This is a genomic window from Vibrio sp. MED222, from assembly GCF_000153005.1.
In the GTDB taxonomy this organism is placed as follows: Bacteria; Pseudomonadota; Gammaproteobacteria; order Enterobacterales; family Vibrionaceae; genus Vibrio; species Vibrio tasmaniensis_A.
In genome coordinates, this window is the sequence record NZ_CH902608.1 from 657,059 (window position 1) to 672,373 (window position 15,315).

The following is a 15,315-nucleotide window of genomic DNA, read 5'->3' on the forward strand; positions in this document are numbered from 1 at the left end:
TCACATCAGGGAATCAGGTGTAACTCCTGAACTGTACCCGCAGCTGTAAGCGATGAGCCCTTTACAAGCCACTGAGTCACACGACTTGGGAAGGAGTAAAGCGCAATGAGAACCTCAACATCGTAAGTCAGAATACCTGGACACACATGAATATCGAGCGGGAAAACTCAACACCCATCCATACCTTGTCTAACAAGGGAACGCTCTGTATTCGTCAATACCTCAAACGTAGATGAAGAATACTGTGGTCACAAAAGTTAAACGTTCCAAAAATAAGTCCGATCTCCGCAGTGGGTTTACCACCGGAGCGTGCGCAGCTGCAGCAAGCAGAGCGGCAGTTCAAACACTATTGACCGGAAAAAAGCCTGACTATATCTCCATCACTCTACCTAATGGTGAGCCCGCTACGTTTAAGGTTGCGTTTATCCAAACATCCAATGATGCGGTGACCGCCAGCATTGTTAAAGATGCAGGGGACGATCCTGATTGTACCCACGAAGCCCATATTCAGAGTATTGCCCGCTGGCATTCAGAGCCCGGTTTTCACATCGATGGGGGTGTTGGCGTAGCTCGTGTGACTCTACCCGGATTAGAACTTCCCGTCGGTCAGGCGGCGATTAATCCCGTTCCTCGAAAAAACATTCTCGATATGGTGACTTTGGAATGGAACCAAGCGACCAGTCAACAGAAAAAACACGTCGGTATATCACTGGAAATTTGCGTCCCAGATGGAGAAGAGCGAGCCAAGGAAACCATTGGGCCAAGACTCGGTTTAATCGGTGGTATTTCCATTCTCGGGACACGCGGAACGGTAAAACCCTACTCCACTTCAGCGTTTTCAGCATCAGTGCGTCAATCGGTACAAATAGCGAAACAAAATGGCCAAAACCACTTGGTTCTCACGACAGGATCTCGAACCGAAAAATCAGCGATGGCCATGCTACCAAGTTATGACTCGATGTGTTTTATCCAAGCGGGTGATTTTGTTGGGGTCGGACTGCGCGCAGCAAAACGTTATCAAGTAAGCAAAATCACCGTCGTCGCCATGATAGGCAAACTCGGCAAGATGGTCGCTGGGCACATGATGACTCACGTATCCGGTAAAGCTATCGACTTTTCATTGCTGGCCGACCTCGCCATTCAATCGGGTGCATCGAGTGAGTTTACCGAAGCTGTTAGCCAAGCCAACACAGGCCGCCACGTACTCGACACATGGAAAGAAGCCCAATCGGGCCAAGAGATTCCCAATTACGACTTTCTTACCTTGCTCTGCAAACAAGCTGCAGAGCACGCTGCTGTGTATGTCAAACATCACGTCAGCATTGAATTCAAATTGATCGATTTTAACGGCGATCTATTAGCAGAACATCTCTGCTCAAAAGGAAGTGATACCAATACTCACTTTCATGATGAATAAGCATGAACAAGGAAAACTCCATGACTAACGATATGCGTCAAATGACCAAGCAAGGCCGTCAAATTGAAAGTGACTCTTTCTCTATCATCGATGAAGAAATAGAAACTCTCCATGGGGGACATAACTTCAATCAAGGTGAATGGAATGTGGTTCGTCGTGCCATTCATACTACGGGTGATTTTGAATACGCTAAATTATATCAATTCAGCGACAACGCGATTGAGTCTGCCATTACCGCTTTAAAAAACGGTGCCAACATCATTACCGATGTCAGCATGATCGTGACAGGTTTAAATCAAACTCGCCTCAACGCTTACGGCAATAAAGCACAGTGCTTCATTAGTCATCCAGACGTCATTAGCACGGCCAAAGAGACAGGAGAAACACGTGCTATTCACTCAATGCGTTATGCCCGCGATAACGGCCTACTCGACGGCTCTATCATAGGTGTAGGCAATGCGCCTACCGCATTACTTGAGCTATTGCGCATGATAGAAGCAGGCGAAGCAAAACCTGCATTGATCATTGGCATTCCTGTTGGTTTCGTAAAAGCAGATGAATCGAAGCAAGCATTAACTGAACAAAACACAGTGCCTTACATTGCCAGCCTAGGCCGTAAAGGTGGCAGCCCGTTAGTGGTATCGACTATTCACGCCCTACTTGCTGAGTCAGTAAAATGAACAATGTAAGTACTCACTCTCAGCTTATCGATTGCTATCAATCGGCTATCACGGTAGTCGGAGTACCCGAAGATGGGTGTTTAAGCCTAACCAGTCGAGCTGTTAATGCAGTTGAATCTGCACGCGTTGTTGCAGGTAACGACCGACTATTGGATTGGTTCCCCCAATTCAAAGGTCAACGCTTATCGATGCAAGAAGGCTATCAATCTTGGTTCGCTAAGTTACTTGATGAATGCGAGGAAGGCGGCGTCGTCGTATTAGCTTCTGGCGACCCATTGTTCTTTGGCATCGGCGAATCGTTGTTAAAAAAACTGCCTAATGATGAAGTACGCTTTATTCCCTCCCCTTGTTCAATGCAACTCGCTTGCAGCCGAGTCGGCATTGCATGGCAAGAAACCAAAGCAATTTCACTACATGGAAGAAAGCAGCATTACGATGGCATTAAAGGTATCGCAAGCCAAATGCAATGGGGAACTAGCTACTGCTTGCTAACCGATGTTCAAAACAACCCAGCTCGTATTGCGAAACACTTAGTCGACTTTAATCAACAAGGTTCGACGGCTTGGGTATGTGAGAACTTAGGTGGCACCGACGAAAAGATAAGCCAGTGGACTCTCGAAGACCTCGCACTAAAAAGTTCCGACGACTTCTCTACGCTCAATGTAATGGTACTGCACCGAACGCTACCTCATGCGTGGGGTGAATTGGGCCAATACGCCAACGATGATGACTTCATGAAGCGCATGCCTAAGCGCGGCTTAATTACCAAACAGCCCGTTCGTCACTTAGCGTTAGCAAGTATGCGTATTCAGCCAAGATCTGTGGTGTGGGATATAGGCACAGGCTCAGGTTCTATTGCGATAGAAGCCGCTAAACAGTGCTATCAAGGACAAGTCTTCACCATTGAATCAAACCAAGAATGTTATGAGTCGGTCGAGGCTAACTTTAGAGCGCACGGTACCGACAACGTGCAACTGATTCGAGATAAAGCCCCAATACAGCTCGACACCTTGCCTCAGCCAGACAGTATTTTTATTGGTGGAAGCCGCGGCAACATGCACACCATTTTAGATTTCTGTTGGTCAGCAATAAAACCGGGCGGCGTTGTGATCGGTTCTGCAGTGACTGTCGATTCAGTTTGCGAACTTCATCAATGGAGTAAAGACAGCAATGCTCCGACACAGGTTCAACTGGTCTCTATATCAACAGGCGTACCACTCGCTCACTACACCCGTTATCAATCCGAAAATCCGATTCACTTATTTATTTTTACCAAGCCGTTTATTCAGAAATAAGCGCTTAATTTTTTAATTAAGCGCCACTCAACATATTAAATAAAAACATAATTAGAGAAAGCACAGATGAAATTAGGAACTATGTACGCAATTGGTGTCGGCACTGGAGACCCAGAATTATTAACACTTAAAGCTCACCGACTACTCAGCACCGTCGACATTGTCGCGTTTCCAGAAAAAGACGCGGGCAGTAACCACTCTTTTGCTCAACAAATTGCAGCGGGTTCTGTTAGCCCTGAAAGCATGAAAGGCGAATACCTATTTTTGCACTTCCCAATGACGCGTGACCCAAGCATCAACGTTCCTGCATGGCGTAAAGCCGCCGTCACAATTGTTGAACTATTAAAGCAAGGTAAAGACGTGGCATTTGCAACCGAAGGTGATCCATCGGTTTACAGCACATGGGCATACATCCAAGAAGAACTGACAGAGCTACTTCCTGAACTTGATCCGGTGATCATTCCGGGTATCACTTCAGTTACCGCTATTCCATCACAAACAAAAATTCCACTTGCTGACGGTCAGGAGCGTTTTTGTGTTGTACCTGCGACATGGGGTATCGAGTGTTTAGAAAAGCTAGTCGAAGATTTTGACACCATCATGCTAATCAAAGCAGGTCGCGTTATCCCTAAGCTGATCACTCAACTTGAGTCGATGAATATGTTGGATTGTGCAACCTACGTGTCGCATGCCACCACAGAGAAACAAGAACTTTACTCTGACCTACGTGATGTACCGAATGAAAACCGTTATTTCTCTATGGTTCAGCTTTCTGTTCGCGCTCGTCGTGGCGTACTACGTGGTACTAATGAATCAAAGAAATGTGCCGTTCTTGATGATGGTAAAGCTGATAGTGGTAAAGATGGCATCGATAAAACTATTGCCGGTAAAGCGTAATGAAAATCGCCATTTATGCCATCACGCTACACGGAGCAAGGCAAGCCAAACGCTTAGCTAAAACGTTTCCGTTTGCTGATGTCTTTATTGCACCAGTTGGACAAGAAGAATACCCAGAAGCCGATGAGTTAACCCTGCCGCTTTCTGGTTTTCTTCCTCCTCAATTTAAGCAATATGATCACCATATCTGCTTTTTTGCTACGGGTATTGTCAGCCGAATGATCGGCCCTTTGCTAGAAGACAAACGCACCGACCCCGGCGTGATCTGCATTGACGATCACGGCCAATTCGTGATCCCTATGCTATCTGGTCATCGCGGTGGCGCAAATGGGATCGCGTTACAAGTCTCACAAGCACTCAACGCGACTCCTGTAATCACCACCGCTTCTGACGCTGCCGGCAGTTTGTCGGTTGATATGCTCGGATCGCCATTTGGTTGGACACTTGATCCACAATGCGAACCCGCGATCACCGCCACCAGCGCAGCGGTTGTAAATGAAAAACGCATTCTAATAGTGCAGCACGCTGGCGAACAGAACTGGTGGCAGAACAAACGTTCCATGCCAAGACACATCATGACCCACCCAGCACTAAGCGATACAGACCTTTCTCAAATCAGTGCTGATGATTGGGATGGTTTAGTTCTGATTTCAGATGAAGCACAACCAAAAGGTTACGCCGACTTAAAAAATAAAACCGTACTGTGGCGACCAAAATCGCTTGTGCTTGGAATAGGCTGTGACCGCAATACTCCTTTCCATGTATTGAAAGCAGGTATCGATGTTTTCCTGACTGAATATAACCTAGCAAAAGCCTGTGTTTCAGCTTTCGCCAGTATCACTTTAAAAGCGGATGAAAAAGGTATTTTAGAACTCTCGTCTGAAAGCCAAATTCCTTTCCACACTTATTCAGCCGAGCAACTCGACGGCGTTGAAGGGATTGAAAACCCATCAGAATACGTAAAAAAAATTACGGGCGTATCATCGGTTTCTGAAGCGGCCGCGCTAAAGCACGGTCAGCGAGATCAACTATTGGTTCCTAAGTGGAAGTTCAAACAAGACGGTTTCAACATGACTTTATCTTGTACTCGCATCGAATACGATGAACCCCTCGCCAAGAAGAAGTGGAAAAACTGGCTAGATGAAAACGTCAAAATCAACCTTCACGGTAATGAAGTGGTAGATGGTTTTCAGTGTAAGCCTAAGCATGTCGATTTAAACCGCCCGATGCTCTACCACCGCCATCACGTATTGCTATGTGAAGGTGGCCGCTGCGCGAAAGAAGGCAGTAAAAACCTTGCACACGATCTTAGACAGGTACTTAAAGCGCTCAATTTTTCCGACGGTGAACAGCGCATCAAGATAAGCCGTACACACTGTGCGGGCACCTGCAGAAACCGCGCTGCAATGGTGATTTACGAACGTTTACTAGAACATGAAACACCTGTTAACAACGGGCTTTGGATTCGAGGTATCGAAGAATTTACCGAGCAAGACTGGAAAGATTTGTTCACAAATCTAGTCGAGCGGAAATCATTAAAAGCTTATTTAGATCCTAAGTTTATCGCACCAATTGAAAATGCAGACGGCACCACTGAGCTTTAGGAACATAGTAGGCCAAATACTTTGCAAGCTATGAACATGATATTTCAAAGCTCACTTTAACCTCATTACCAACATGAGATAACCCGTTTATCTTGTGATATAGATTTGATAAGGACAGCGACAATTATGAAACGACTTCGTCATTATAACCAAGGCACAGCCATTGTACTGAGCTGCTTTGGTAGCGTTGTAGAACAACAACGTTATGAAACTCTAGCAGAGCGCGTACGTCAAAGTTACCCAGATGTGCCAGTGCGTATCGCCACCAGCTCAAAGATGGTGATCAAGAAGCTGGCTCGTAAAGACACGCCATGTTTCAGCCTACCTCAGGTACTCGCCGATCTAGACACTCAAGGTTACGAACGTATTTTGATTGTTTCAGTGTACCTATTCCCCACCGATGAACATCGCTACATGACATCAATAGTTGATGGCTTCAAGCAGTTCTCATTTGCACGTATCGAACAAACACCAGCGATTATGCATCACAGCCAATTGACGACCAACTTGCTTTCAGCCCTCCATGATCGTTTTGCTCCACAAGATCATTTCAACGTGTTTGTTCACCACGGTGCGCCTATGTTAGATAACCCGGGCCACCAATCGATCCATTACTGTGATGATCTACTCGGCAAATTATCGCAACGTAACTTCACTTGCTCGCTCGAAGGCGCATGGCCATTTAAGTTAGTGAAAGATGAAATGGTTCGCCGCATTAAAGAGCAACATACAGGCCAAGGCCGACCGCTTCTTAATCTAGTTCCACTACTGCTTGTATCGGGTAACCACTTCATCAACGATCTTAAAGAAATTAAAGAGATGCTGGCAGAAGACGCTGACGTTCAAGTGGCAGAGCCAATCCAAGGTGACAAGTTCTGCATGCTCGATATGCCAGAACTGTTACAGATTATCGATAAGCAAATTAAAGAAGGCTTAATTCGTTTAGGCGCACCAGAGGAAGAGAAATAATCATGGCAAAACTAACACTGGTAGGCTTAGGGCCTGGCGCTATTGATCTAGTAACCCCCGCAGCGCAACAAGCCGTAAAGAATGCAGATGTCGTTGCAGGCTACAAACCGTATGTAGAATCAATCAGCACACTAATCGACACTCAAGAAGTCATTCAAAGTGGTATGACTCGCGAATGGGACCGCGCTCAAGCCGCAGTAGAAGAAGCAGCAAAAGGTCGAGAAGTCGTATTGGTATGTTCTGGGGATTCTGGCATGTACGCGATGGCGCCTTTAGTGCTTGAATTATTGGAGCAAAACGCAGAATTAAACGCACAAGTTGAACTGGATATTATTCCGGGCATCACTGCAGCTAACGCCTGTGCTTCTTTAGTTGGAGCACCTCTTGGTCACGATAGCTGCACCATTTCTCTGTCTGACTTATTAACGCCTTGGGAAGTAATCACTAAACGTATTGAAGCTGCGGCAATGGCTGATTTTGCGATTACCTTCTACAACCCTCGCTCTAAAAAGCGAACTCAGCACATTGAAACTGCACGTGAAATCCTTTTGGAACATCGTGACCCAAATACTCCCGTTGCTATCGTGAATGCTGCGTATCGTGATGAGCAAAAAGTCACACTGACAACACTGGCTGAATTCACCAAAGTGGAATTTGGTATGAACGCCGCGGTCGTGATAGGCAACAGCAACAGCTACCGATTTGGTGATTGGATCGTAACACCGCGTGGCTACACCAATAAATATCAACTAAAAGACGGCAAGGTACTAGAAGGTCAAAAACGTGGCCATTCATTAAAAGTTGAACCTAAAACAGAATCAGTGACGGAAGAGGCAAACTAGTATGACGGTATTTTTTATCGGCGCAGGGCCGGGTGACCCTGATTTAATCACAGTGAAAGGCGCACGCTTAGTTGAAGAGTGTCCTGTGATTGTTTACGCAGGCAGTTTAGTGCCAAAAGCCGTTATCGATCGCGCTCATCCAGACGCTTTGGTTTATAACTCTGCTGACATGGATCTTGATGATCTGACCAATGTGTACCTAACCGCACACGAAAAAGGTCAAAACGTTGCACGCGTTCAAACTGGCGATCTTTCGATTTACTCGTCGCTTGCAGAACAAACACGTCGCTTGAACGAACTTGGCATTGATTGGAAAGTGGTTCCGGGCGTGTCCTCTTTCCAAGCGAGTGCCGCTGCTCTTGGCCAAGAACTGACGCTACCTGAAAAGTGCCAGACCATTATTCTTAGCCGAGCATCAGGTCGAACGCCTGTTCCTGAAAAAGAGAATCTACGAGCCCTTGCCTCTCACGAAGCAACACTGTGTTTATTTCTTAGTGCAACATTGATTCGTAAAGTGGTTCGTGAATTATCGGATGTTTACCCGCAAGATTGGCCAGTGGCTGTCGTTGAAAAAGCCAGCCACCCTGAACAGCGAATATTTCGTGCTACATTGGGTACGATCGCCCAAGTTATGCATGATGAAGGGATTCGCTCCACCGCGATGATCATCGTCAGTAAAGTGCTAGGCGACAATGATTTTGTTGACTCTAAACTCTACGATCCGACCTTCTCACACGCTTGCCGAAAAGCACGTGTCGTTGAAGAGGGTGTAGCTGAAACTGGAACATTGGAAGACGATAAGAGCGCAGACTAACCTCGCTCATTAGCTGTTGACTGGTTTGTGCGTTTATTCATTTTCACTATCCAGTCAGCAGCATTATTTGGCAGACATAATGATCTTTTTTGATTTAAATTTTGGTTATTCAAGTTTAGCGATCTCGCTAATGATGATCGCCGCTTTGGTGCTTGATCACTTATTGGGTGAGCCTAAACGATTTCACCCTTTGATCGGTTTTGGCAATGCGGTTCAGAAAATCGAGAAGCTGTTAAACCGAGCCACTAAACTCTCAGGTTTGATCGCGTGGATAACTGCGACTGTTCCATTGTGCTTACTCAGCTTTTGGCTACAACATACGCTACTAAGCATGGGGAACACATTAGGCGTTTGGCTATTTAATATCGTGGTTCTGTATATCGCGATAGGTCAACGTAGCCTGCTTGAGCACGCCCAGTGGATCCACCAGCCACTGAGCCAAGGTGATCTTGATTTAGCGCGAGAGAAAGTCGGTTGGATCGTTAGCCGTAATACTGAAGCCATGGATCAACGCCAGATCACGTCATCGACGATTGAGTCGGTATTAGAGAATGGTAACGATGCGATCTTCGGCACTCTATTTTGGTTTGCACTGCTTGGGGCTCCAGGGGCATTACTGTTCCGATTAGTGAACACACTTGATGCGATGTGGGGCTACAAAAATGAACGCTGGCTAGAATTTGGCTATGTGGCAGCAAAAGTAGATGATGTGATGGGCTGGGCACCTGCGCGCTTAACCGCACTTAGCTACAGCCTTTTAGGCAACACTAAGTTGGCTCTGAAATGCTGGAAAGAACAAGCTAAACATTGCTCGAGTCCAAACGGTGGCCCCGTAATGACATCAGGTGCCGGCGCACTACAAATCATCATAGGTGGCGATACTTATTACCACGGAAAACTTGTGAAAAAACGTCCGATGGGAAAAGGTAATATTGCGACTTTAGAAGATATTCCACGAGCCATATCTTTGGTCCAAAAAACCAGTGTGCTTTGGGCCATCGTAATGCTACTGCTTTCTCTTTTAACTCTTTGTTTATTTTGATTTCATGTCTATTTTAACTCTTTACTTTAAGTACGCTAATGACGATTAAACAACACTCAACCTCAAACGAACTTCCGCATCACGGTGGTAAGTTAATCGAGTTTTCATTGCGCTATCAAAGGCCAATCAAACAATGGGTCGACCTTTCAACTGGAGTAAGCCCGCACCACTACCCTATACCTGAAATCCCTGCATCGGTATGGAATCGGCTACCAGAAGACGATGATGGCTTAATCACAGCCGCGCAAACCTACTATCAAAGTGATGCCTTGTTACCCGTAGCTGGCAGTCAGGCAGCCATTCAATCGCTACCTCATATGATTGCAAAGACACAGCCAACATTGACGTACATCCTATTGCCTCATACGGGTTACAAAGAACATCAACATGCGTGGCAGCAGTACGCAGAACAAAGCATACAAGCCGTCATATTCGACTTTTACCTACACAAACCGACAATCGAACAGCTGAAAACGGCAGACGTGGTCGTAGTGATTAATCCCAATAATCCAACCGCACTGAATGTGCCACCAAGTGAAGTACTGACTTGGCTAAATCATATCCAAGATCATTCAACGCTCGTGATTGATGAAGCGTTTGTAGACTGTACTCCTGAGCTTTCAGTGTTACCAAGTTTCCCAACAGGAGTACCTGACAATCTAATAGTCCTGCGATCAGTGGGTAAATTTTTTGGGCTGGCAGGGATTCGCGCAGGCTTTTGTTTTGCCTCGCCATTGCGTTTAAATATTCTTAAACAACACCTTGGACCTTGGACACTCAGTGGCCCAACTCGCTATGTCACCACACATGCCTTACTCAACTCCAATTGGCAAAAGAAAAACCGCCAACGCCTACATGAAGAGGCTCAGCGTATGAACCAACTCTTACAACTACATTTTGGCCAAATGGCGGGCTCGGTAAAAATAACATCACAGATACTCTTTCACCGAGTTGAAATTTCAGATTCGGCATCATGGCACCATCAGCTCGCCAAGTTAGGGGTTTTTACTCGTCATTGTGATGAAAACGATGCACTTCGTTTCGGGTTACCCGCCAACGAATCACAATGGCAAGCGCTCACTCGCGCACTCGAACAACTCAAGGAATAATTATGTCTACAGCTTATTGTTCTGCCCTAGTGGTAGGCGCACCTTCTTCTGGAAGCGGAAAAACAACCGTGGTCGCCGCTCTAGCAAGAGCTTTGGTTCAACAAGGAAAGAAAGTTCGAGTATTCAAAACTGGGCCTGATTTTATTGATCCACAATTTCTATCTATTGCATCAGATACACCCACTTACCAATTGGATTTGTGGATGTGTGGTGAAGCGGAATGCCAACACTTAATTTATCAAGCAGCCCTAGAAGCGGATGTGATTCTAATTGAAGGCGTAATGGGTATGTTTGATGGCAAATGCTCAAGTGCTGATATTGCCGCTAAATTTAACCTTCCGATGTTAGCTGTTGTCGATGCTGGCGCAATGGCACAAACCTTTGGAGCCATTGTAAATGGCTTATCGACATTCCGTGATGACGTGGATGTATTTGGTGTAGTTGCAAACCGCGTAGGTTCTGAACGTCACGCTGAAATGCTAAAAGAAAGCCTAAAACCTGAAACCGAGTTTTGTGGTTGGTTACCAAAAGACATGGATTTGTCGCTGCCAGAACGCCACTTAGGTTTAGTACAAGCACAAGAGTTAGATGACATAGAAGAGCGACTTAATCACGCAGCCAAGCTACTACTAGAACATGGTGATATCCCATTACCAACAGCACAAGCATTTGAAAAACCAAAGCAAGCACTACCAGCCAGACATGAATCATTGACTGGTCATACAATTGCAGTAGCTCGTGATAATAGCTTTGCTTTCTTGTATCAAGCCAACCTTGATTTGTTGATCGAATTGGGGGCAAAACTGTCATTTTTCTCACCGCTTGCACATGATGATTTACCAGTGTGTGACGCTTTGTATTTACCAGGAGGTTATCCTGAATTACATATGGATAAGCTAGCGCTCAATCATGCGTTGAAGCAGCAAATCATCACACACATTGAACAAGGAAAACCTTGCCTAGCCGAATGTGGTGGCATGCTATACCTCAACAAAGCATTGACTGATACAGAAAGCCAAACAGAAAACATGGTTGGCGCGTTAAATGCCAAAGCGACTATGCAGAAAAAGCTAGCCGCGCTAGGGATCCTAGAAGCTAATTTCAATGGTCAAATGCTGCGTGGTCATACTTTCCATTATTCAAAAACAGACAGTAAAGAAACCGTGCTAACTCAACCTGAATCTCAATATGGTAGGCCAACCGATCCTGTTTGGATAAAACAAAGCACCATCGCTTCTTATGCACATTGGTACTTCCCGTATAACCCTGATTTGGTAGCGAAAATATTCAAAGGAGCACTTTATTAAGTATGGGCGAAAAAATACGCCTTGAACGCTTCGACTAAGAACAGCCTGTCAAAAGTTGATATTTGCCGCTTCACGGTCAATAGTTAAAATAATGTTAACGAACAAATCAAGATCAGACTTTGTTTCGTGAACTTTTTAGCTGATGCGCGCTTACATCAAAGACGTCGCCAAGTCGGGCATCGAGTTTCGTTCGCTGCAATTTAACTGCAGCGCAGGTAGAAAACCGATCAAGGAGGATCTATGCCTCGTACATTGAATACACAAGACTTCGACGATAAACAAAAAGAAATCAAAGACTCAGAATACGCTCGTACAATACCATGTAATCAGGTGAGCATTTCAGCGCCCTTTCATTGGTTGTCGCTTGCTCTGCACGACTTAGTGAGAATGCCATTAATCAGCGCATTTTACGGTTTGTGCTTTATGGGTGCGGCCATCGCCATTGTTCAACTTGTCCAATGGCAAGGAACACATTTAGTCGTTATGCCAAGCTTGATTGTGTACATGCTGATAGGGCCGTTTCTTGCCCTAGGCTTATATGACGCAGCCTGGGAAAGAGAAAAGGGGCACAACGCTAGCCTACTGCACTCGATGAAAGCCATCACACGCAACTCAACCCACCAATGGGCGTTTGCGATTGTATTAATGGTTGCGATGATTTTCTGGATGCGTATCGCTGCATTATTGCACGCACTTTACCCTTCAGTACAAGGGGCACCATTGACCGAATTTGCTCCCTTCTTAATTACAGGGTCTGTAATTGGTTTTGTTATCGCTAGCCTGATATTTAGTATCTCAGCATTTTCAATTCCACTTATGATGGAGAGACGTGTAGATGTAATGAGTGCGATTTTTACTAGCTTCAACGCTGTTAAATCAAACATCCCTGCGATGGTCGTTTGGGCTGGTATCATTGGTACTGGTATCTTAGTCGGCTTCGCGACCTACGGTGTGGGGATGATTGTAACGATGCCATTACTTGGTTACGGAACATGGCATGCTTACCACGAAGTCATCAAAAAGAAACATCACGTTTAAATCGTTTCACGATCGATGAGCAATGTTATGATGAGGCCTTAGCTTAAACGCTGAGGCTTTTTTTGGAGTTAACAACGCTTGTCTTACACCCCACAACAACATCGAGTAAATAAAAAATTGGGCGAATGCCTAGCTATTGCTAATCAACATTTTTCTCGTGAATTTTCATGCCCAGCCGTCACTTACAAGTTAAGAGGAAAGGCTGCGGGAAAAGCCTACCTCCAGTTAAACGAGATAAAACTCAACCAGGTGCTATTCAGCGAAAATGAAGACGCCTTTATTAACGAAGTCGTGCCTCATGAACTCGCGCATCTGATCACATATCAGGTCTTCGGACGAGTTAGGCCTCACGGCAATGAGTGGAAATACGTAATGGAAAAGGTATTCAATGTACCGGCCAGAACCACCCACAGCTTGGAAATCACCTCAGTGCAGGGAAAAACCTTTGAGTACCGCTGTGATTGCACCACTTACCCCCTGTCGATAAGACGACACAACAAAGTCATCCGCAACCAATCAACGTATCGTTGCCAACAATGCCAACAAACCTTAGCTTTTACCGGCCTTCAATTGAGCTAAGTCTTGAGCTCATAAGATAACGCGAATAAATGTAATAGAGTGAACTAACATTTGAGTGCTAGACTGTTGTTTATCATACTTTCATCAGTCTTTTTCTATGCAAAAAACCTCTCCAAAAGTATTTGGCCTATCGGTGTCCTTTTACCTATCAATAGTATTTGGCCTACTGGTAACCCAAAGCGTTTTCGCCGCTCCACCAAGTTCGTTCTCCAAAGCTAAAAAAGAAGCGGTGAAGATTTATCTCGATCACCCGACTTCATTTTATTGTGGTTGTGACATCACTTGGAAAGACAAAAAGAAAGGTATCCCCGACCTCGACGGCTGTGGTTATCAAGTGAGAAAACAGCAAAAGCGCGCTTCCCGAATTGAGTGGGAACACGTGGTTCCAGCTTGGCAATTCGGCCACCAGCGTCAGTGCTGGCAAGATGGCGGGCGTAAGAACTGCACTCGCAATGACAAAATATTCAAATCGATGGAAGCCGACCTTCATAATCTAACTCCGGCAATTGGCGAGGTTAACGGTGATCGCTCTAATTACAATTTCAGTCAGTGGAATGGAATGGATGGCGTTGGCTATGGTCAATGTGAAATGCAGGTCAACTTCAAGCAGCGCAAAGTGATGCCGCCAGACCGAGCAAAAGGCTCTATCGCGCGTACTTATCTTTACATGAGCCAAGAGTATGGCTTCAAGCTCTCTAAGCAACAGACTAACCTGATGATGGCGTGGAACAAGCAATTCCCTGTCGATAAGTGGGAATGTACTCGTGATGAGCGAATCTATTCGATCCAAGGTAATCACAACCCATTTGTTTTCCCTGCTTGTAAATAACACGACTCAGGCAACCAACATCTCCAATTGCCTCCATCTCAAACAAGAGTTTCAGAATTGCCCCTGAAACTCTTGCGCTACCCTTGTTTTTTCAACTAAAAGCATCCATGTTAGGCAGAGACAAAATACCCAAATGACACTATTTATAGGTTTACCAGCATGAGAATCCCTCGTATCCATCACCCAGAACGCATTCATCAGTTAGGTTCACTCGCTTTAGGCGAAGATGCCGCGGGTCATGTTGGTCGAGTCCTTCGTATGAAAGAAGGTCAAGATATTCTTCTATTTGATGGCAGTGGCGCTGAATTCCCTGCGACAATTGCTGAAGTATCAAAAAAGAACGTCACAGTTAATGTTACTGAGCGTATCGAACGTAGCAGCGAATCTCCGTTAGACTTACATTTAGGCCAAGTGATTTCACGTGGCGACAAAATGGAGTTCACGATTCAGAAATCGGTTGAGCTTGGTGTAAACACCATTACCCCTCTGATTTCAGAGCGCTGTGGCGTTAAGCTTGATACTAAACGCTTCGAGAAAAAGCTCGCGCAGTGGCAAAAGATTGCTATCGCTGCATGTGAACAATCTGGTCGCAATACGGTTCCGGTTATTCGCCCAATCATGCAGCTTGAAGAGTGGTGCAGCGAACCGAGTGAAGCGTTGAAGCTAAACCTGCACCCTCGAGCAAAATACTCAATTAACACCCTTCCAGAACCCATCAGTAAGGTACGCCTATTGATCGGTCCTGAGGGCGGACTGTCCGCTGAAGAAATCGGTATGACAGAACAATACAAATTTGAAGAGACGCTACTCGGCCCACGTGTACTTCGTACCGAAACTGCTGCTCTAACCGCAATTACCGCCTTACAAGTTCGTTTTGGCGATCTAGGCTAGGA

At 45.5% G+C, this 15,315-nt stretch carries 15 protein-coding genes and 1 riboswitch; all 15 genes read left to right on the forward strand.

The window, feature by feature from the left end:
• The first annotated feature begins 7 nt into the window (after positions 1-7).
• Positions 8-138: riboswitch (cobalamin riboswitch) on the forward strand.
• A 94-nt stretch (positions 139-232) separates the two neighbouring features.
• Positions 233-1,417 (forward strand): cobalt-precorrin-5B (C(1))-methyltransferase, encoded by a 1,185-nt coding sequence (locus MED222_RS07695; RefSeq protein WP_009847681.1) that lies wholly within the window; start codon positions 233-235, stop codon positions 1,415-1,417.
• 20 nt (positions 1,418-1,437) lie between these two features.
• Positions 1,438-2,097 (forward strand): precorrin-8X methylmutase, encoded by a 660-nt coding sequence (locus tag MED222_RS07690; RefSeq protein WP_009847682.1) that lies wholly within the window; start codon positions 1,438-1,440, stop codon positions 2,095-2,097.
• Positions 2,094-3,392 (forward strand): bifunctional cobalt-precorrin-7 (C(5))-methyltransferase/cobalt-precorrin-6B (C(15))-methyltransferase, encoded by a 1,299-nt coding sequence (locus MED222_RS07685; RefSeq protein WP_009847683.1) that lies wholly within the window; start codon positions 2,094-2,096, stop codon positions 3,390-3,392. Before MED222_RS07690 ends, MED222_RS07685 begins: the two co-directional genes overlap by 4 nt.
• Positions 3,393-3,458: 66 nt before the next feature.
• The gene (cobI, locus tag MED222_RS07680; protein ID WP_009847684.1) at positions 3,459-4,289 is read left to right on the forward strand and encodes a precorrin-2 C(20)-methyltransferase; all 831 of its coding nucleotides are present in this window, start codon (positions 3,459-3,461) and stop codon (positions 4,287-4,289) included.
• Positions 4,289-5,893, forward strand: coding sequence for a cobalamin biosynthesis protein (locus MED222_RS07675; RefSeq protein ID WP_009847685.1), 1,605 nt, complete (start codon positions 4,289-4,291; stop codon positions 5,891-5,893). Before cobI ends, MED222_RS07675 begins: the two co-directional genes overlap by 1 nt.
• A 126-nt stretch (positions 5,894-6,019) precedes the next feature.
• Entirely contained in the window at positions 6,020-6,862 is an 843-nt protein-coding gene (locus tag MED222_RS07670; protein WP_009847686.1) for a sirohydrochlorin cobaltochelatase, read from the forward strand.
• A gap of 2 nt (positions 6,863-6,864) precedes the next feature.
• Positions 6,865-7,704, forward strand: a complete 840-nt coding sequence (gene cobJ / locus MED222_RS07665) for a precorrin-3B C(17)-methyltransferase (protein ID WP_009847687.1) — start codon at positions 6,865-6,867, stop codon at positions 7,702-7,704.
• A gap of 1 nt (position 7,705) precedes the next feature.
• Complete coding sequence (gene cobM, locus MED222_RS07660) at positions 7,706-8,518, forward strand: precorrin-4 C(11)-methyltransferase (RefSeq protein ID WP_009847688.1); 813 nt, start codon at positions 7,706-7,708, stop codon at positions 8,516-8,518.
• Positions 8,519-8,597: 79 nt separating this feature from the next.
• Positions 8,598-9,560 (forward strand): adenosylcobinamide-phosphate synthase CbiB, encoded by a 963-nt coding sequence (gene cbiB, locus MED222_RS07655; protein WP_009847689.1) that lies wholly within the window; start codon positions 8,598-8,600, stop codon positions 9,558-9,560.
• Between the two features lie 38 nt (positions 9,561-9,598).
• Positions 9,599-10,669, forward strand: coding sequence for a threonine-phosphate decarboxylase (locus MED222_RS07650; protein ID WP_009847690.1), 1,071 nt, complete (start codon positions 9,599-9,601; stop codon positions 10,667-10,669).
• Positions 10,670-10,671: 2 nt separating this feature from the next.
• Entirely contained in the window at positions 10,672-11,976 is a 1,305-nt protein-coding gene (locus MED222_RS07645) for a cobyrinate a,c-diamide synthase (protein ID WP_009847691.1), read from the forward strand.
• 240 nt (positions 11,977-12,216) lie between these two features.
• On the forward strand, positions 12,217-13,014 hold the full coding sequence (locus MED222_RS07640) for a DUF2189 domain-containing protein (protein WP_009847692.1): 798 nt from the start codon (positions 12,217-12,219) through the stop codon (positions 13,012-13,014).
• Between the two features lie 78 nt (positions 13,015-13,092).
• Positions 13,093-13,593 (forward strand): SprT family zinc-dependent metalloprotease, encoded by a 501-nt coding sequence (locus tag MED222_RS07635; RefSeq protein ID WP_009847693.1) that lies wholly within the window; start codon positions 13,093-13,095, stop codon positions 13,591-13,593.
• A 97-nt stretch (positions 13,594-13,690) separates the two neighbouring features.
• On the forward strand, positions 13,691-14,422 hold the full coding sequence (locus MED222_RS07630) for an endonuclease (RefSeq protein ID WP_009847694.1): 732 nt from the start codon (positions 13,691-13,693) through the stop codon (positions 14,420-14,422).
• Positions 14,423-14,581: 159 nt separating this feature from the next.
• The gene (gene rsmE, locus MED222_RS07625) at positions 14,582-15,313 is read left to right on the forward strand and encodes a 16S rRNA (uracil(1498)-N(3))-methyltransferase (protein ID WP_009847695.1); all 732 of its coding nucleotides are present in this window, start codon (positions 14,582-14,584) and stop codon (positions 15,311-15,313) included.
• Positions 15,314-15,315 lie beyond the last annotated feature (2 nt).

Excerpts from the sequence above, each read along its gene's own strand:
- MED222_RS07685 (WP_009847683.1), top strand. The coding sequence starts at position 2,094 with ATGAACAATGTAAGTACTCACTCTCAGCTTATCGATTGCTATCAATCG.
- MED222_RS07640 (WP_009847692.1), top strand. The coding sequence starts at position 12,217 with ATGCCTCGTACATTGAATACACAAGACTTCGACGATAAACAAAAAGAA.
- cobJ (WP_009847687.1), top strand. The coding sequence starts at position 6,865 with ATGGCAAAACTAACACTGGTAGGCTTAGGGCCTGGCGCTATTGATCTA.
- MED222_RS07695 (WP_009847681.1), top strand. The coding sequence starts at position 233 with ATGAAGAATACTGTGGTCACAAAAGTTAAACGTTCCAAAAATAAGTCC.
- MED222_RS07675 (WP_009847685.1), top strand. The coding sequence starts at position 4,289 with ATGAAAATCGCCATTTATGCCATCACGCTACACGGAGCAAGGCAAGCC.
- MED222_RS07645 (WP_009847691.1), top strand. The coding sequence starts at position 10,672 with ATGTCTACAGCTTATTGTTCTGCCCTAGTGGTAGGCGCACCTTCTTCT.
- MED222_RS07690 (WP_009847682.1), top strand. The coding sequence starts at position 1,438 with ATGACTAACGATATGCGTCAAATGACCAAGCAAGGCCGTCAAATTGAA.
- MED222_RS07670 (WP_009847686.1), top strand. The coding sequence starts at position 6,020 with ATGAAACGACTTCGTCATTATAACCAAGGCACAGCCATTGTACTGAGC.
- cobM (WP_009847688.1), top strand. The coding sequence starts at position 7,706 with ATGACGGTATTTTTTATCGGCGCAGGGCCGGGTGACCCTGATTTAATC.
- MED222_RS07650 (WP_009847690.1), top strand. The coding sequence starts at position 9,599 with ATGACGATTAAACAACACTCAACCTCAAACGAACTTCCGCATCACGGT.
- rsmE (WP_009847695.1), top strand. The coding sequence starts at position 14,582 with ATGAGAATCCCTCGTATCCATCACCCAGAACGCATTCATCAGTTAGGT.
- cbiB (WP_009847689.1), top strand. The coding sequence starts at position 8,598 with ATGATCTTTTTTGATTTAAATTTTGGTTATTCAAGTTTAGCGATCTCG.
- cobI (WP_009847684.1), top strand. The coding sequence starts at position 3,459 with ATGAAATTAGGAACTATGTACGCAATTGGTGTCGGCACTGGAGACCCA.
- MED222_RS07630 (WP_009847694.1), top strand. The coding sequence starts at position 13,691 with ATGCAAAAAACCTCTCCAAAAGTATTTGGCCTATCGGTGTCCTTTTAC.